The organism is Renibacterium salmoninarum ATCC 33209 (assembly GCF_000018885.1).
In the GTDB taxonomy this organism is placed as follows: Bacteria; Actinomycetota; Actinomycetes; order Actinomycetales; family Micrococcaceae; genus Renibacterium; species Renibacterium salmoninarum.
The window spans coordinates 2,870,031-2,887,077 of sequence record NC_010168.1 but is presented as its reverse complement, the minus strand read 5'-3'; the positions used below and the strand labels follow the sequence as shown (position 1 = coordinate 2,887,077).

Below are 17,047 nucleotides of genomic sequence, written 5' to 3'. Positions count from 1 at the left end.
ACTTGATCCATGACAGAGCTCATCAGTTCAGCGACCGCCTCCACGGCAGATGACGCCAAGCAGGACGGCGTGCAGAATTCGTCTCCGGCGGATAACGTGCCGGTCGAAGCTGCGGTCTTTGCGATCGCGGACCGATCAAGGACTGCAGCCCGCAAACTTAGTCGCGCTAATCGAGCCTGGAAAGACCGTGCCCTGTTAGCTATTGCTCATGAACTGTTGGCCCGCCAAGACAATGTGCTGTCAGCGAATGCGGCTGATATCGCGGCGGCCAAGGAATCCGGCACTTCGGACGCATTGCTGGATCGGATGTCGCTGAATCAGGAGCGGATAAAGAAACTTGCGGTGGCATTGGAAAACCTTGCCGCACTGCCTGATCCAGTGGGCACAGTTGTTCGCGGGCAGACCCTGCCAAACGGACTTCGGCTGCAACAGGTCAACGTGCCGATGGGCGTAATAGCCGCGATTTACGAAGCGCGGCCCAACGTCACGATAGATATTGCCGGTTTGGCGCTCAAGAGCGGCAATGCCGTGATTTTGCGTGGCGGTAGCGCGGTGGCGCAAACGAACACGGCATTACTGAATGTCATGCGGGATGCCTTGGAGAAGGTGGGGCTATCGGTTGACGCGGTCCAAAGCGTCGATTCCTTTGGACGCGAGGGTGCTGCTGCCTTGATGCGAGCTCGTGGACGAGTGGATGTGCTGATTCCACGTGGTGGCCATGAGTTGATTCAGACGGTCGTTGACAATTCGTCGGTGCCGGTGATCGAAACCGGTGAGGGTAATGTGCACATTTTCATCGACGAATCTGCCGCCGTCGAGTCTTCGGTCGAAATCTTATTGAATTCCAAAACACAGCGGCCCAGTGTTTGCAACACGGTAGAGACACTTTTGGTGCACGAAGGCTCCAAGGCACTTGGGCCAGTCCTGTCCGCTTTGGCCGCTGCTGGCGTGCGATTGCACGTCGATGAGCGCATCATGGCAAAGCTCCCAGCCGGGGTAGTGGCGGTGCTGGCTGACGATCATGATTGGGCCACTGAATATATGGATCTTGATCTGGCCGTGGCGATGGTCGATTCGCTTGATCAGGCCATCAAGCACATTCGTCGCTGGACCACAGGTCATACCGAAGCAATCTTGTCGAATAATCTGCTCAACACCGAGAAGTTCGTCGCTGAGATTGATTCGGCGGCAGTAATCGTGAATGCGTCGACCAGATTTACCGACGGCGGTGAGTTTGGACTTGGCGCCGAAGTGGGTATTTCTACCCAAAAGTTGCATGCCCGCGGGCCCATGGGATTGGCCGAATTGACCACAACCAAGTGGATTGTGCATGGCGAGGGCCAAGTTCGCGGCTAAGCCGCGTAACATGGTGTCGATAAGAAAATTCCCCAGAATCGATTACAGGGAGAAAAATGCTGACCCAGCTCGTCGGAGCAGCCGTCATTGCCGCAAGCGAGCATGAGGAGCCGGCCCCCTTATTTATGCCGTTCTGGATGTTCGGCGTGGTGGCAATTCTGGTGCTGCTCTTGCTCATGTTCATCACCATGTCGTTTACCAACCTCGGTAACCGTCATGAAGCTCATGAAGAAGAGCCAGATCCGCATCGCCAACACACGAATAACCACGATCACGGCGAGGTCAAGGCGACCTCCAATCACTGAGCAGCAAGTGCGACTCGGCACGATTCCGCATGGTGATCCGAATCGCCGGGTGCGGCTGGGTGTTATGGGTGGCACGTTCGACCCGATTCATCACGGCCACCTGGTTGCAGCAAGTGAGGTCGCTGCCAGGTTCGAACTGGACGAGGTCGTCTTCGTGCCAACGGGGGAACCTTGGCAGAAGGCTAAACGTCAGGTCAGCGAAGCTGAGCATCGTTATCTCATGACGGTCATTGCAACTGCGGCAAATCCGCGTTTCACCGTGAGCCTGGTGGATATTGATCGACCCGGGTTGACCTACACGATCGACACCTTGCGAGATTTGCGTCAAAGGCGGCCGGATGCGGATTTGTTCTTCATTACCGGCGCGGACGCTATGGCTCAGATCATGTCATGGAAAGATAGTGATGAGCTTTGGTCGTTGGCGCACTTTGTCGGCGTCACTCGACCAGGGCATGTATTGGATGACGCAGGACGCAAGGACGTAAGCCTTTTGGAGGTGCCCGCTATGGCGATATCTTCGACTGATTGTCGCGATCGTGTGGCTTCGGCGCGTCCCGTCTGGTATTTGGTGCCAGACGGCGTCGTGCAATACATCGGCAAGCACGGCCTGTACCAGCAGGGCGAAGATCAAGAAAACCAGTGACCAGCACGAACGAACAGTGGAAGACGCAAGTATGAGCCAGGACGCCGAGCAGCCACGAAGCCGCAAAGACTTGCGGCGTGCGCAGCTTTCCACCTCGTCAAACGAGGTCGAGGCACCGGCGTATCCTTCGGTGCCGTTGTTTCCCAGCCCTGAAAGTTCTGCTGAACCGGTTCAAGAAGTCGCTCCGGTACGCCACCATGGTTCGCATGCGGCCCCCTTGACGGGCAATTCAGAGCCTGCCGAAGGTCAGCTTGTAGAGTCCACTCAGAGCACCGCGCGAAGCCGACGCGCGCAGGAGTCAACAAGACAGACTCGACGGGCTGAAGAACGAGCTCGAAATGCTGCGGTAGCTCCACTGCCACTTGCGCTGCCTGAAGCTCCAACAAAACCGCCGTCGACCTCCGCTGCCGCGTCGCCGGTTGCTACTTCATCCGGTACTGACCTGCCCGAGGGGGTCGAGCTGGCAGCCAACGAACAACGAAGGAGCCGCCGCGCGCTCGATGTGCCAGCAGACGGTACAGCTCCAGATCGTGTCGAACGAAGCTCCGAAGTCAGAGCCCGTGATCGAGCGGCGCTCAGAGCATATCGGGAAGTTGTCGATGCGGTTGAAGTTGAAGCACCGCTACCTTCACGAAAGCTATTGCGGAAGCAGCAGATTGACGCCGATCGTGCGCCAGCCACAAATCCGCTGCAAATTCTCGACGCCGATTCCTTGGCGGCAGCGAAACCAATGCCTAGCGATAACGCAGAAGCATCGTCGTCGATGGCGACCGCGCTAGCTGAGCGCGATGCGCTCGTCAACGATGCTCGAACACAGCTCGAGTCGATGCCGCCAAACGGGGATCCGTTGACGGTAGATCTTGAAGTTTTAGCACAGCAAAAAGCTTTGGCAGAGCGGGCGGCTATTCTGAACGAACGGGCTCAAGCGCGTGCTCGGCTCGCCGAAGAAAGCGCTGACGCCAGACAGAAACTCAATGACCCCACAACGGCGTATAACCTCGCGATGGTGACTCCACTGCAGTTTGTGAAGGTACCCGGCGTTGAGCGTCCAGTTTTACAAGCGCCAGCAACTTCACACGTTCCGGTTGTGACCAGATCCAATCCAACCTTGCTTCGGCCCAATCGGCCACCGAAATCTATGCCAGCGGTGGCCGCGCCAACCGCAGACCAAGCTTCGGCTGCGGATGAATCGAACCAACGCAGCCGCGCGCAAGTGCTGCGGTTAGCGGAACAGGCAGCGCGAGTTCGTCCAGCGGTAATCGGCAAAAATAATGCTGATCAGTCCCTTGCCTTGAAAGACGGCGAAGTTGCGCCAATGCCTGCGCAGCGCGCGCATGGTTTAGAACCGCTGGATGCCGTTACCGCAGGCCTTGGCCGGGTCCAGCGAAACCGATTTTTGCAATGGGGTGTGGCTGTTATTGGCCTCGGCGCATTGATTGCAGGAGTAAGCATGATCATCATTACATTGATGGCTCGTTGAGCCACCCATTTGAGGAGCACATTGACCGCTACTGATAGTTCTCTCGCCCTAGCACGTGCCGCTGCGCACGCTGCTTCCGAGAAACTGGCCCTAGATATCGTCGCATTGGATGTGAGCGATCAACTAGCTATCACGGATATTTTCTTGATTGCCTCCGCGCCCAGCGAAAGGCAAGTCAACGCCATCGTGGACGGAATCGAGGAGGAAATGCTCAAGCAAAACCTCCGCCCGGTTCGTCGCGAAGGTCGTTCTGAAGGACGTTGGGTATTACTGGACTACATCGAAGTTGTGGTGCACGTTCAGCATGAAGAAGATCGGGTCTTCTATGCCCTCGATCGGCTGTGGAAAGACTGCCCAGTGGTGGATCTGCAACTCGATTCATGAAGCGAGTCCTGTATCTTCGGCACGGTCGGACGGAGTGGAACGCTAGTGGCCGGTTTCAAGGCCAAGCAGATATCCCGCTTGACGACGTCGGCAAGTTAGAGGCGCAGCGGGCAGCCACTTTGCTCGCGGTACTTGAGCCAGAGATTATTTTGAGCTCGGATCTCTCCCGAGCTCGCGAAACTGCTTCGTATCTGGCGACGGCTGTTGGTCTGACGCCTGGAGTTGACGCACGGCTCCGAGAAACTTTTGCTGGCAGCTGGGAAGGATCTAGCTTCGCTGAAATTGACCTCGCCTTCCCTGAAGAATCCGCGCAATGGAAATCTGGTGCGGTGGACGTTCGGCCCGGTGGCGGTGAAACCCCTACTGAAGTAGGGGAGCGGATGGTCGAGGTGGTTTTGGCGGCGGTAGAGGATCTCTCTAACGACGGCCTGCTCGTCGTGGTCACGCACGGCGGCGCAGCAAGATCAGGATTAGCCAAGATCCTTGGCCTAGCCCCAGAATCTTGGGGAATTCTGTCGGGTCTGGCCAATTGTCATTGGTCTGTTATCGAAGAACGATCCGAACTCGCTGGCTGGCGACTTACCGAGCATAATGCCGGTTCGTTACCGGAGCGGCCCGTGCAACAAGAAGGCTAGCTGCATAGCTCGGATCAGCCGGTGCTGGATTTGGCAAGGGTCTTAGAACTGTTCTAAGATAGACAAGTTACTCCGGCAGCAAAACAACTGAATATGGGGGTATGGCGCAGCTGGTAGCGCACTTGCATGGCATGCAAGGGGTCAGGGGTTCGAATCCCCTTACCTCCACCATACGATAGATACAAAACACCGGTCCGCCTATTGGCGGGCCAGTGTTTTCTTGTTTTCGATCAACCTGTTGTGGCCTTACGCTAGCTGCCCGTTCAGGGGCTGCAGGCTCGGTTCAGTCCAGCTCGCAATGACCTCTGCTAGCCCCGTCGTCGAGGACCCGGCATGCGCAATGTATCCATCTGGCCGGATCAATGCCACTTGCACGTCGGCCCAATTGGCTCGGTGGGAGCCAGCCGGTAGTGGGGCAGTCCGTACCTCCACGTGCGTTGAAGCAAAGCTCTCCAACGAAGCATTCGAAGCGAAATCGAGGAGCAGGAAACGATCAGGCTGTAGTTGGCGTTGCAGATTACCTTCAGTCAAGACAAGGTCAGGCGCGCGGGTGCCAACTAGCTCGTGGACGTCATGATGCTGAGGGTAGGCCACCGCAATTCCGGACACCGAGCCCGCTAATTTCCGGGCAACCTCGCCACCTTGGGCAATAAAGCTGCTAAACAGCTGACGCAATGCGGCGCCGGCCGGGCTAAATGTATGCATCAGGGCATCTTGTACCTGCGTGTCGAACACGACGTGTTCGGCAATCGGGCGACGCTCGGCGTCGTAACTTTCGGCACCTGAGATCAGGCGCTCTGGCGCCCAGCCCTGGATCTCGGCCGCCAGCTTCCAGGCAAGATTGGCAGCATCCTGAATGCCAACATTGAGCCCCTGGCCGCCAGCTGGGAAGTGAACGTGAGCAGCGTCGCCAGCGAGAAAGATGCGACCGTTCCGGAAGCTCGTCGCGAGTCGAGCTGAATGGCTTGACTTAGATAACCAAGACGCGCTTTGCATGCCAAAATCTTGGCCGGTGACGCCGATGAGTGCGTTACGCACATCGGAGGTGGTTAGCGGAACGGCCTGCCGAGCGCGCACCTCTTCAGCCGTTAGGTGGATGTCGCGAGCCAGGATGCCAAATACCCGAGTTGTGGTGTCAGTTAGCGGGACGACACTGGCTGGACCGAAGTCCTGATTCCAATAATGAATGGTTTCTTGCGGCGGATTTGTCATGAACACGTCCGCAACGTAGCCGATCTCATCGGGCGTGGTGCCAGAAAATTCAATTCCTGCGAAGTTGCGTACAGTGCTGCGTGCACCATCGGCTCCGACCAGATATTTCGCGGAGTACCAAAGATCATTGCAACGAATTCGCGCTTGATCTTCTGTTTGTTCCACCTCGGTCACCTCGGCGCCAAGATATACCGGCACCCCTCGGTGGCGTAGAAGTGCTGCGAGTGCGGCCTCTGTGCGGTGTTGCGCAATCATCAATCCGAAAGGAAAGGGGGAGTCCAGGCCGTGATAGTCGAGAAAGTCTGGAAGCGTTCCGTAGTGAAGACCTGAGACCTTTAGACCTTGGGCGAGCAGTACATCGCTCACCCGACGGCCGTCGCCGGCGTCGAGGGTACTGCACATCTCAAGCGTGCGTGGGTGCATCGTGGAACCGCGGGTTTGATGGCTTGGTTCGCTATTGCGTTCGAAAACAGCCACCCGAACTCCCGCTGAATCCAAAAGCGCTGCGGTCATCATGCCAACCTGCCCACCGCCAACAACTATGACATCGAAAGCATCCATGGTTGGGTGCTCCTTTGTCGTTATAGTCAATTAGTGTATATAAGGAATTGATATCACGATTGATACACGAAAGTGGGGATCTCATGCCAGTTCAGACAGCATTGACCATCGAAAAAGATCTCGCAGTAACAACGCGTGACGGCGTCGTGCTTCGCGCAGATTTCTTTCGCCCAACCGGACCTGGGCCATTCGGTTCTTCTGGTGCATGGACCGTATGGCAAAGATATTCATTTCTCGGACTTCAACCCGAAGGCATATGCGGCGATCGCGGAGCATGGTCCATACATGACGTGGGAGACGCCAAACCCTGACTGGTGGGTGCCGCGTGGGTATGCACTGGTTCGAGTAGATCAACGAGGTACTGGGAATTCTGCTGGTCGGATGGCTTTATTTTCGCCGCAAGAATGGGACGACTTCTACGATGCTATCGAATGGACCGGCGTTCAAAGTTGCAGTCACGGCAAGGTTGGCTTACTCGGCATCTCGTACTACGCAATCGGACAATGGCATGTTGCGGCCAAGCAGCCGCCTCACTTGGCTGCCATGGTGCCGTGGGAAGGTGCTGTGGACATCTACCGTGATTGGGCCTACCACGGTGGCATTCTCAGTAATGGCTTCACTGACGGCTGGTGAGCCAAACCCCCGTACTGCAATTGCTGGCAACGCAGACATCACCAAAGAGCTGCGTGAGCATCGGGTCCGGGACGAGTATTACCAGGAGCGCGATCTTGATTTGTCTCAGAGTACGGTGCCATTGTTATCGTCTGGGAATTGGCGAGCTTACGGTCTTCACCTAAGCGGAAATATTGAGGGCTACCTGGCTGCTGGTTCAACAGATAAATGGCTGGAAATCCACGAGGGAAACCACTATGCACCATTTCACTCTGAACACGGTCGTGAATATCAAAAGCGGTTTTTTGATCGGTTTCTGGCCGGAGACGAGACCGCTTGGCAGGACGAACCGCCGGTTCGCCTAACCATTTCCGGCCCCGATGGTTCCTTTGAGCGAACAGAGGCTGAATGGCCAATTGCGCGGACTGAATGGACGAAGTCCCACCTGGATGTTGCTCGTGGTTCGCTCGATACGACGCCACCGGCTGAAACGGCTGTCACAAGTTACCCAGCGCCGGCTGGTGGAAGTACGCTGTTCACTGCGCCATTTGAGCACGATGTCGAAATTACCGGGCCGGCGGCGCTTTACGTTTGAGTCAGTGCTGACACGCAAGATATGGATCTTTTTGTCATCATCATTGATCTGGACGAGCAAGGCAAGGAAGTAACGTCCGAGGGAACCTTGGGGCAATTAGGTGACCCGGTAGCTCGCGGATGGTTGCGGCTCTCGCATCGAGCTTGGGATGAAGAGCGATCGCTGCCGTACCGTCCGATGCACCGACACGAAGTCCCTGAGCTCTTGGTGCCGGATGAAATAGTTCCAGCGGTCGTGGAAATCTTGCCGACAAGCAGGGTCTTTGGCAAAGGTCATCGTTTGGGACTAGTGCTTCAAGCGGCCGACCGAAACGATCCAACAGAATTCCTGCATAACGACCCAGTTGATCGTGACTTAGCGGTGTTCGCCGGTACTCACCGGATTCATAGCGGCGGCGAGCAGCCTTCCTACTTGCTGTTGCCGGTAATTCCTTCCGCCTAAACCGCGCAAGGCTGCTGCATTGATTACGTGGCCCAGGCGATGCCTATTTTGGCAGTAGGGAGCTGTTTTCAGCGGTTGAGTTGTTGAGCCGATCGGCCAGCTGCTCATTTACCTCGGCTTGCGAACTACTGACAGGTTGACCAAGGGTTCCTGTCAGAATGGGAATTGGTTGCGACGGCGAGGCGGCAGCATTGCCGCGTAAGACCTGGTCGATCAGGTCCGCCGTCGAAACCATGGCTGCTTTGGTCGGATGATTCGACACCGCCGAAAAGATGTTGGTTGAAGATCCCTGAATAAAGGGGTTCGGGTCGCAAGCGGTGTGCCCGGCTGTTGCGGTATAGGTATCCACGAAACCAACCTGTTGCGCTCTAGCGGCGGCAGCTAGGGCTCGGTTGAGCTTGAATGATTGCTCGTTAAGGTAGCTGTAGTCGCCCTTGGCAATATCAACCGCGCTACAGACCGTCCCGTCGTCCGGCAAACGTAGGCCGTAGCCGACGACAAGAATTCTGGCGCCTGGCGCGGCTTTTAGCCGAATAGCTGCCAGAACATCGCTTAGTCGGTCCTGGGTTCGAGCTAAAGTGCCTTCCCATTGATCATGACCGTCTTTAGTCCGAAAGAAATCACGACACGGCGAACCCTCCGGAGCTCGGTCTTTTACTGCAGGACATTGGCTGACTAGCGAGTCAAAGAGGCCCTCGTCGTTTCCGCCCATCGTGATGGTGATGAGATTGGTATTTGCGGTCACCGCATCAAGTTCGGGTGCTTCATCGACAGGAAGCAGGCTGGCTTGATTGAAGACGGCACGGTTGGCTGCGGCATCGGTGGTTGCGCTGCTGCAGGAGACGTCCTGGAATTGATCATTCATCCAGCCCGACCAACCCACGAGTCCGCGGTTGTAGGCCAGCCAGGTTGCATAGTTGTTGGTGGAGCGAATGCAATTAGAGCTTCGGGTGCTGGGAATCAATGGTCCCGCCGCATAGGAATCACCCATTGCGACATATCGGTCGATCGGCCCGGTCAATGGTTTTTGATTGCTTAGGAAAGACGCGGGTGCGCGTAGGCCAGCTGCTGCTGTAGCCTCCGCGGGCAGTGTGCCAAAGAGTTGCGAACTGACTAGGGCAGTTAGTGCAATGGCGCCCAGCAAGCGAGCTTGGTTATCTTTCCGCATGGTGAATCTTTCGTCGTTGAAGGATGCTGCAGAGATAAGAGCTAGTAAGTTACTAGCCAGTAACAAACCGTAAAGTGATTTGAGTCACCTGTCAATAGTTGTCTATACATGCTTGGCGAGGTGGCATATTAGTCAAAGGCTTGCTGGGGCCTATGTCTAGACTGGCTGCTATGGATGTTGTCTCGATCTCCGCTTATTTGGCGCAAAAAGGTTCATTACGAGCTTCGATTAATTTGGGCAACCCTGTGTTTGCCCAGGGAGCCGCTAGGCACCCCACGGGGGTCGCCGTGGACATCGCTCGGGAGCTAGCTAGCAGGCTGACGGTTCCTCTGGAGCTGATCTGTTTTGATGCGGCGAGGAAGTCTTTTGAAGCGATGGCTTCGGGCCAAGCTGATATTTGTTTCTTGGCGATTGATCCCGCTCGCTCGGCTGAAGTAGCCTTCACCGCACCCTACGTGGTGATTGAGGGAGTCTATGTGGTGCCAGAAAAGTCCAGGATTTCCTCGCTCGCGGACGTTGACCAGCGCGGCGTTCGGATCGGCGTCAAAGAGGGATCGGCCTATGACCTGTTTCTGAGCCGAAGCTTAGTAAGGGCTGAAGTGGTTCGCGACGAAGAAGGTACTGAGGTCTTTGAAAACCTTGGCTTGGAAGTGGGGGCGGGAATTAGAGAACCCGTTTCCGAATTTGTCGCCTCGCATTCAGGGTATCGATTACTTGATGAGCGGTTTATGGAAATCCAGCAAGCGCTCGGAACTAGTAAGAGTCGTCGGCCAGAAACTGTGGCGTTCCTGCGTGAGTTTATTGAAGATTTGAAAGGCAGCGGATTCATTGCGCAATCGCTTCTACGCTCCAATCAATCGGCCACTGTGGCAGCCCTGGCATAGCCTGAGATTGCGCCAAGCGGCGGCGTCGGGTTAGCGCAATTTTCTGCAGTGAACGCTAAGCTACTGATCAGTAACGTCTCTCGCTTGCAAAGGAGCTTAGCGGTGAATGAAGTTGTAGTGGCTCCGAATGAGCCAATGAACCTCGCCTCAATTTGGACCTCCTCTGCGGAAAAATTTCCGGATCGCACGGCTATCAAGATGGACGACGTCGAGCTCAGCTATACCGATCTGGATCAGCTCAGTCAGAAACTTGCCGGGCTGCTAGCCGCAAAAGGTGTGGGGTGCGGCGACCGAATTGCCCTCATCTGCCCGAACTTGCCGTACATGCCAGTTGTTTTTTATGGCGCGTTGCGAGCTGGTGCGATCGTCGTACCGATGAACCCTTTGCTCAAATCGCGTGAGGTCGCTTTCCATCTGGAAAACTCGGGCGCCTCAATTGCCTTTGCCTGGGAAGGAGTGGTTGAGGAGGTTCAAGCCGGCGCGGCCAGGGCAGCGGATGAATCAGGACATACACCCGTTGAGGTAGTGCCTCTTGACGGAAATTTCATGACTTTATTGGACGCTACGGAGGCGCTACCAGCGATGGCCGACACGACGGCCGGGGACACCGCCGTCGTACTTTATACCTCTGGAACCACCGGCAATCCCAAAGGTGCGGAGCTAACTCACGACAATTTGCTGAGCAATTGCGATGTCAGTGTAGGCATGTTCAAGATCAACGAAAATGACGTGATCTTCGGAGGTTTACCGCTGTTTCATATCTTTGGTCTGACCTGTGGACTCAACGCCGCAATACGAACCGGATCTTCGCTGACCTTATTGCCGCGGTTTGATCCAGCGAAGGCTTTAGAGATCATTGAGCGAGATAAAGTCACCATCTTTATGGGTGTGAATCGCCCCGGTGTGTCCGGAGACTTTCTTGTTTGAGAGGATCAGGACATGGCAGGGAAAACTACGACACGGTATCCGCAGGAGTTGAAGGATCGTACGGTGCGCATGGTGGCGGAGATGGAGGGTGCGTCTTCGGCGTGGGCGGCGATGCAAAAAGTTGCCCAGCTTTTGGGTGTGGGTGTGCCGGAAACGGTGCGTAAATGGGTCCGGCAAGCCGAGATCGATGTTGGTACTAGAACTGGAACAACGAGCACGGAATCGGCCGAGCTGAAACGGTTACGGCGTGAGAACGCTGAGCTGAAACGGGCGAACGCGATCCTTCGGAGTGCTTCAGCTTTTTTCGCGGTCGAACTCGACCGCCACAACACTGATCGTGAAATACATCAAGGACCATGCCGGTCACCGCGAGAATAATGGATTGCGGTGGGGTGTCGAGTCGATCTGCCAGGTGCTTACTGGGACGGGGTGAAGACCACCCCGTCCACGTACTACGAATGGGTGGATAAAACACGATCTCACCGAGAACAACGTGATGAGGTGCTCAAGCCCGTGATCCAGAAGGTGTATGCCGCTAATTACGGGGTGTACGGCACCAGGAAAGTCTGGTTGGCGATGAACCGTGAAGGTGTGCCGGTGGCCAGGTGCACGGTAGAACGGCTCATGGGGTTACTTGGCATACAGGGTGCGGTCCGTGGCAAGGTCAAACGCACCACGATCAAAGACTCGAAGGCGGCCCGAGCGAAGGACTTGGTCCGCCGTGATTTCACACCAACGGCACCGGATCGGCTATGGGTAGATGATTTCACCTATGTTTCGACCTGGTCCGGGTGGGTCTATGTTGCCTTCGTGATCGATGCTTACTCTCGGAGGATCCTGGGCTGGTCAGCGAGTGCTTCTATGAACACCGTGCTAGTGCTCAACGCAGTTAATCAGGCAATCTGGAGTCGTGAACGGGCCGGGGCTGAGATTTCCGGGGTGATTCATCATCACGATGCCGGGGCTCAATACGCCTCCTTGGCCTTCACCGAACGCCTGGCCCAGGCCGGTATCCGCCCCTCGATCGGTTCTGTGGGTGATAGTTACGACAACGCCTTGGCGGAAACCATCAACGGGCTTTATAAGACCGAGCTGATCAAACCCGGCAAGCCCTGGCGGACTCTAGAAGAAGTCGAAATCGGCACCGCTGAATGGGCCGATTGGTACAACCACCGAAGGCTCTACCAGTACTGCGGAGACATCCCACCAGTAGAGCTAGAAAACCACTACTACAATCACTACCAGAGCACGGCAGCCGCCGACAGGCTCATCGTCTGAGAAACCCTCCGGACACACCGGGGCGATTCATTGATCGACTGCACCCAAGCGGCAGGCATCTCCCAGCCGAACAGACTGCGGTTCAGGCGCTCGTCTGCGTAGATCGGCAAAACGGTGAACTGCTGCTGGAAAAGCGACCAGAAGGCCGCGCTGGCAATGAACAACGGAATAAATGAGTAGCCCCGGCTGCGCTCAGTTCCGGAGACTTTCGCACTGCTGAGAATCACGCTGAAGTAGGCAATCGCAGCCACTACCACTACCGTCACGACTACCCATTTAAGGTTCCCCGCGGTGATCCAGCCCAGAAGTACCGCAAGCACGATCACTACGACTACGGCGATGCCAAACACCAGCGGAAGGTGCTTCTTCGGCAACGGATTGGGGACGGCGCGTGCTTCATCAGGCAGGGACTTGCGCTTCAGGGTGTACTGGATCAGTCCGAGTGCCATGCCGACGGCGGCGGCACCGAAGCCCCAGTGGAAACCGAAGTCGTTCATGAGCCAGCCAGTGATCAGCGGGCCAATGAAACCACCGGTGTTGACGCCCATGTAGAAGATCGAGAACCCGGCATCGCGACGTTCGTCTTTCTCGCTATAGAGGGCCCCAACGATCGAGGTTGCATTTGCTTTCAGCCCACCTGAGCCAATCGCAACTAGCAACAGGCCGATTCCCAGCCCCAGGGCGCCGGGGATCAGGGTCAACGCAATATGGCCCGCCATGATCAGCACGCCGGAGAAGAAGAGCACTCGTTCCGAACCCAGAATGCGGTCGGCTACCCAAGCGCCAAGAATTGTGGATAAGTAGACCACGCCGCCGTACGAACCAACCAGGCCAGTGGTCGTGATTTTATCGATTCCCAGCCCACCATCGGTGAGCGAGAAATACATGTAAAAGGCAAGGATGGCCTGCATGCCGTAGTAGGAGAAGCGTTCCCACAGCTCAATGCTGAATAGGTTGAAAAGCGGGAACGGTTGGCCAAAGAAGGTGCGGCCAGCTGGTTTCTCAGGCGTGACGGCGTTGTCTGTGTTGATACTCACTTGCTCTATTTTGGCACTACGGCAGGAACCTGTCATATTGACTGCGTTTTCTGACGAAGTTTTGCGCTCGATTTCAGCTCAAAAAGCGCGGCTCCAATCGCTCTTCCGTCACGGTTCCGTCAACATTGCGCACAATATAGGCACCCCTTTTCTCTGTCTCAGTGACCGCCTCTACCAACTTTGTGCGGCGATAAAGCAGGCCGACGCCGTCGTTTGTGCAATGCGTCTCAGCCAGTTCACCCGATTCGACCATGCTATGAATGAGTGGTCGGCGGCGAGCTTCCGAGTCATAGTGCACGCCATTGCCATAAGGAAGTAAGGCTAAGCCGTTGGTTACGCCCCGTAATTCTGGTCCGAATGAGTCGGTTGCCCCACCTTGGAACCAGCAAATCGATCCGGCTGAAACGCCACCTAAGACAACTCCTGCTTGCCAAACTCGTCGAAAGATCTGGTCCAGGCCGTGCGCACGCCAGACGGCAAGTAGATTGACTACCGATCCGCCGCCTACCCAGATCACATCCTGATCCAGTAGGTGCGCCTCGACGTCGTCGACATTTGGCATGCCGAAGAGGTTCAGGTTGATCAGCTCGAAGCCGGCAACGCGGGCGGCATCTGAAAGCCGTCCAGCGAAGGCGTGTTGATCTCCGGATGCGGTACACAGATGGGTTAGCTTCGGCGCGCGGCCGGTGCTACCGGAGAGTTCGACGGCGTACTGCACTAGCGCGCTGAGCTCAAGCTCGGTGCGGTGCCCCTCGCGGTAGCCACCGGAGGTAGCCAAAATAGTTGGTTCAAGAGCTGGCATTTGTGACTCGTCACTTTCGATGCAGTTTCTCAGGCGTGGATCGTCTCACTATAAGCTGGGCCTAACCTCAACTGGCTGAAGAAAGCGGAAGGCAGCGTGGCAATGAGCGAGTTCGAAAATGTAGCGGTCACTGAGCTAAATGACGGTACGAAAATTCTCGACGTCCGTGAGGACTATGAATGGGATGAAGGCCATATTGCCGGAGCGGTACACATTCCGCTCGAAGAATTGCCAACTCGCTTCGAGGAGCTCGATCCTGATGAGGATCTCTATGTGATCTGCCGCTCGGGTGGCCGCTCGGCCCGCGCAACGCAATGGCTCAATGCGCAGGGTTATTCGGCGCTCAATGTCATCGGTGGCATGGGCGCTTGGCAAGATGCGGAGAAGCCAATGGTTTCGGAAAATGGCGAACCGCCAAACGTTAGATAGAAACATCCTCTGATCGGAATATATCAATGCAGAGTTACACCTATTTGGGCCCGCAAGGCACCTTCACCGAGATGGCGCTGTTGCAGGTCCCAGGCGTCGATAAGGCGAATCGAGTGCCGTCTACCAGCGCTGCGGCTGCTTTGGTGAAAGTTCGTTCAGGTGAGGTTGACGCCGCGATGTTGCCGATCGAGAACTCTGTTGAGGGTGGAGTTTCGGCAACACTGGATGCGATTGCTACGGGGCAAGAACTACGGATCATTCGGGAAGTTATTGTTCCGGTGAGTTTTGTTTTTGCTGCCCGGCCTGGGGTTGAACTTAGCGAGGTAAAGCGCGTTGGTACTCATCCACACGCTTGGGCGCAAACGAGAATCTGGGCGGGCGTAAATATTCCGGAAGCAGAATATGTTCCGGCAACGTCAACGGCGGCAGCAGCGCACGAGTTGTCCGTGCCCGTTCCGGCTTATGAAGCGGCAATCTGCGCGAAGCTGGTGGCACAGCAACTGGGACTGGAAATCCTGGTAGAAGGAATCGAGGACAACGTTGGTGCGGTGACCAGATTCGTTTTGGTTTCCCGACCTGGCCCGCTACCGGCCGCCACCGGTTCGGACAAGACTACGGTGGCGATTCCTTTGCCTGCCGATCATCCTGGCGCCTTGATGGAGATTCTGGATCAGTTCTCATCCCGCGGAGTTAACTTGAGCCGGATTGAGTCCAGGCCAACAGGACAGTTTTTGGGCCACTACTTTTTCAGTGTTGATGCTGAGGGGCATATTGCGAATTCCCGGATGGCTGACGCGCTACGCGCTTTGCACCGGCTCAGCCCGCAAATTCGGTTTATGGGCTCGTATCCCCGCGCAGACTCCTTGTACCCAACGGTTCCCAGGCATACCACCGATGACGCTTTTGATTCGGCACAGCTTTGGCTTGATGACCTGCTCGCCGATGAGTAAATGTTAGGGTCTGAACAGTCTGTGGGCCTATGCTTGCCCTCAAGTATCACTAACTTAGGAGGCATCATGTCAGACAGCAATGACGACGGAACGATCGTCAACCCGGGCGCCACATTTGACCCTGAGCTGGACTATTAACGCGGTAGGCGATGCCGTGGATGAGGCCAATGATCTTCGTTTCACCGAAGAAGAAGAGTTGATTCGAAATCAAGCTCAGGCTGGCGCTGCTGAGAGTGCGCCGGAAAAATAACGGCGCTAGGACTTCACTCTTATTAAGAGCGCTTGTGACTCAACCGCTACGGTGACTTTGGTGGCTTTACCCGAGGGGTCGCCGTCGAGCTGTGTCTCTTCCGGGACGGCAGTCCGTAAAACCACGTTTTGTGAGCGATAGAAATCGATCACTGGCAGTTTTCGATTGTGTTTGAAGACGACTTTCCCCATCATGGCCATCCAGCCAAGGGCGCTGCGCGGGCTCATCACGACGACGTCAAGAATTCCGTCGTCGATTAGCGCACCCGGAATGAAATCAATTCCGCCGGGTAAAAGTCCGCAGTTGGCGAAAAGTACCGAGCGAACCTTGCGTTGCTGAGCCGGTGCGCCGTCCATTGCTATCGCGATCTTTTTCCGACGCCCGGGTAAATGCCGGACGCCTGCTTCGCTATACGCGAGCCAGCCGACAGACTTTTTGAGATCGTCATTGGTGTCGCCAACAACCTCGGCGTCGAGTCCGACGCCGCCAATAACTAGGAAGGTGTGCACCGAATGTGCACCTGACACCGAGTTTTCCAGTTCCATCGTGGCGGTGTCGATGCGCCTTTGCAGCCCAAATAATGCGGTCTGCACGTTGGATTCGAGATCATTGATGCTCAACTCCAAATTGCGAGCCAACAGATTCCCGGTGCCCAGTGGCACTAAGCCCATCGCAGTGTCGGTATGTTTGAGCACTTCAGCAACAACGCGCACAGTGCCGTCGCCGCCGCCTACCAGAACGACGTCGGCGCCCCAGCTCAAGGCCTTTCTTGCCTGCGAGTAGCCCGGGTCCGCAACGGTCGTTTCGAGGAACAGCGGCTCTGGCCAATTGGCCGAAGCAACGGCTTCGCGGATGGAGGCTTGAGCTTGGGCGGCTTGAGCTTTGACCGGGTTGAGAATTACCGCGACCTTTTGCTTACCGGCCGGTATTATCTGCGCGGCTTCGCCGACGGCACTTCGAGTGTGTTTCTGCTGCAACTTGCCCACACCCCACCAGCTCACGATGAATATGGCGATCGCAGCGATGGCGATGATCGCGATCCAAAGGGTAGGTGTCATGGTTCTTAAACCTTAGTGGGTGCTGGGCCCTGAAATGACG

Annotated in this window: 16 protein-coding genes, 1 tRNA gene and 3 pseudogenes; 15 read left to right on the top strand and 5 right to left on the bottom strand. The window is 56.2% G+C overall.

Features of this window, described 5'->3' with window-relative positions; translation table 11 throughout:
- Nucleotides 1-9 precede the first annotated feature (9 nt).
- From RSAL33209_RS14270 to RSAL33209_RS14240, 7 genes are all read left to right on the top strand, one after another.
- Nucleotides 10-1,356, top strand: a complete 1,347-nt coding sequence (locus RSAL33209_RS14270) for a glutamate-5-semialdehyde dehydrogenase (protein ID WP_012246601.1) — start codon at nt 10-12, stop codon at nt 1,354-1,356.
- A gap of 56 nt (nt 1,357-1,412) precedes the next feature.
- Nucleotides 1,413-1,661 carry a hypothetical protein gene (locus tag RSAL33209_RS14265; RefSeq protein ID WP_012246600.1) on the top strand — a complete coding sequence of 83 codons (249 nt, stop codon included), beginning with the start codon at nt 1,413-1,415 and terminating at the stop codon, nt 1,659-1,661.
- Nucleotides 1,627-2,304 (top strand): nicotinate-nucleotide adenylyltransferase, encoded by a 678-nt coding sequence (gene nadD, locus RSAL33209_RS14260; RefSeq protein ID WP_411741001.1) that lies wholly within the window; start codon nt 1,627-1,629, stop codon nt 2,302-2,304. Before RSAL33209_RS14265 ends, nadD begins: the two co-directional genes overlap by 35 nt.
- 31 nt (nt 2,305-2,335) lie before the next feature.
- Nucleotides 2,336-3,784 (top strand): hypothetical protein, encoded by a 1,449-nt coding sequence (locus RSAL33209_RS14255; RefSeq protein WP_012246598.1) that lies wholly within the window; start codon nt 2,336-2,338, stop codon nt 3,782-3,784.
- A 21-nt stretch (nt 3,785-3,805) separates the two neighbouring features.
- Nucleotides 3,806-4,168, top strand: a complete 363-nt coding sequence (rsfS, locus tag RSAL33209_RS14250) for a ribosome silencing factor (RefSeq protein ID WP_041684849.1) — start codon at nt 3,806-3,808, stop codon at nt 4,166-4,168.
- Nucleotides 4,165-4,803: a histidine phosphatase family protein gene (locus RSAL33209_RS14245; RefSeq protein WP_012246596.1), complete on the top strand. Its 639-nt coding sequence runs from the start codon at nt 4,165-4,167 to the stop codon at nt 4,801-4,803. The genes rsfS and RSAL33209_RS14245 overlap by 4 nt, the downstream gene beginning before the upstream one ends.
- Nucleotides 4,804-4,898: 95 nt before the next feature.
- Nucleotides 4,899-4,974, top strand: a tRNA-Ala gene (locus RSAL33209_RS14240).
- Nucleotides 4,975-5,049: 75 nt separating this feature from the next.
- Here RSAL33209_RS14240 and RSAL33209_RS14235 read toward each other — a convergent pair.
- Nucleotides 5,050-6,576 carry an FAD-dependent oxidoreductase gene (locus RSAL33209_RS14235; protein WP_049759011.1) on the bottom strand — a complete coding sequence of 509 codons (1,527 nt, stop codon included), beginning with the start codon at nt 6,574-6,576 and terminating at the stop codon, nt 5,050-5,052.
- A gap of 135 nt (nt 6,577-6,711) precedes the next feature.
- Between RSAL33209_RS14235 and RSAL33209_RS16615 the strand changes: the two genes are divergently transcribed.
- A complete protein-coding gene (locus RSAL33209_RS16615) occupies nt 6,712-7,209 on the top strand; it encodes a CocE/NonD family hydrolase (RefSeq protein WP_049759010.1) in 498 nt (165 codons plus the stop codon).
- Nucleotides 7,187-8,224, top strand: a pseudogene (locus RSAL33209_RS18985) (CocE/NonD family hydrolase C-terminal non-catalytic domain-containing protein). Before RSAL33209_RS16615 ends, RSAL33209_RS18985 begins: the two are co-directional and overlap by 23 nt.
- Nucleotides 8,225-8,267: 43 nt before the next feature.
- On the opposite strand, the gene RSAL33209_RS14225 reads toward RSAL33209_RS18985, so the two are convergent.
- Nucleotides 8,268-9,392, bottom strand: a complete 1,125-nt coding sequence (locus RSAL33209_RS14225) for an SGNH/GDSL hydrolase family protein (RefSeq protein WP_145962096.1) — start codon at nt 9,390-9,392, stop codon at nt 8,268-8,270.
- A 152-nt stretch (nt 9,393-9,544) separates the two neighbouring features.
- Here RSAL33209_RS14225 and RSAL33209_RS14220 point away from each other — a divergent pair, with 152 nt between their 5' ends.
- The 3 genes and pseudogenes from RSAL33209_RS14220 to RSAL33209_RS14205 all read left to right on the top strand — a co-directional run bounded on the left by RSAL33209_RS14220 (nt 9,545) and on the right by RSAL33209_RS14205 (nt 12,481).
- Entirely contained in the window at nt 9,545-10,276 is a 732-nt protein-coding gene (locus RSAL33209_RS14220; protein WP_080503836.1) for a transporter substrate-binding domain-containing protein, read from the top strand.
- 102 nt (nt 10,277-10,378) lie between these two features.
- Nucleotides 10,379-11,203 (top strand): AMP-binding protein, encoded by an 825-nt coding sequence (locus RSAL33209_RS14215; RefSeq protein ID WP_233494218.1) that lies wholly within the window; start codon nt 10,379-10,381, stop codon nt 11,201-11,203.
- A gap of 12 nt (nt 11,204-11,215) precedes the next feature.
- A pseudogene (locus RSAL33209_RS14205) lies at nt 11,216-12,481 on the top strand (IS3 family transposase).
- 29 nt (nt 12,482-12,510) lie between these two features.
- Here the strand turns inward: RSAL33209_RS14205 and RSAL33209_RS14200 are convergent.
- Together RSAL33209_RS14200 and RSAL33209_RS14195 are read right to left on the bottom strand one after the other, a co-directional pair.
- Nucleotides 12,511-13,554, bottom strand: a pseudogene (locus tag RSAL33209_RS14200) (peptide MFS transporter); the annotation flags it as partial.
- Between the two features lie 37 nt (nt 13,555-13,591).
- Nucleotides 13,592-14,320 carry a Type 1 glutamine amidotransferase-like domain-containing protein gene (locus tag RSAL33209_RS14195; protein WP_012246589.1) on the bottom strand — a complete coding sequence of 243 codons (729 nt, stop codon included), beginning with the start codon at nt 14,318-14,320 and terminating at the stop codon, nt 13,592-13,594.
- 102 nt (nt 14,321-14,422) lie between these two features.
- Here RSAL33209_RS14195 and RSAL33209_RS14190 point away from each other — a divergent pair, with 102 nt between their 5' ends.
- The 3 genes from RSAL33209_RS14190 (at nt 14,423) to RSAL33209_RS17660 (ending at nt 15,949) form a co-directional block, all read left to right on the top strand.
- Nucleotides 14,423-14,749 (top strand): rhodanese-like domain-containing protein, encoded by a 327-nt coding sequence (locus tag RSAL33209_RS14190; protein ID WP_041684847.1) that lies wholly within the window; start codon nt 14,423-14,425, stop codon nt 14,747-14,749.
- 26 nt (nt 14,750-14,775) lie between these two features.
- Nucleotides 14,776-15,699 (top strand): prephenate dehydratase, encoded by a 924-nt coding sequence (pheA, locus tag RSAL33209_RS14185; RefSeq protein ID WP_012246587.1) that lies wholly within the window; start codon nt 14,776-14,778, stop codon nt 15,697-15,699.
- Between the two features lie 79 nt (nt 15,700-15,778).
- Nucleotides 15,779-15,949, top strand: a complete 171-nt coding sequence (locus RSAL33209_RS17660) for a hypothetical protein (RefSeq protein ID WP_012246586.1) — start codon at nt 15,779-15,781, stop codon at nt 15,947-15,949.
- Nucleotides 15,950-15,954: 5 nt separating this feature from the next.
- On the opposite strand, the gene RSAL33209_RS14180 is transcribed toward RSAL33209_RS17660, so the two are convergent.
- Nucleotides 15,955-17,007, bottom strand: coding sequence for a diacylglycerol/lipid kinase family protein (locus tag RSAL33209_RS14180; protein ID WP_012246585.1), 1,053 nt, complete (start codon nt 17,005-17,007; stop codon nt 15,955-15,957).
- Nucleotides 17,008-17,047: the final 40 nt, after the last annotated feature.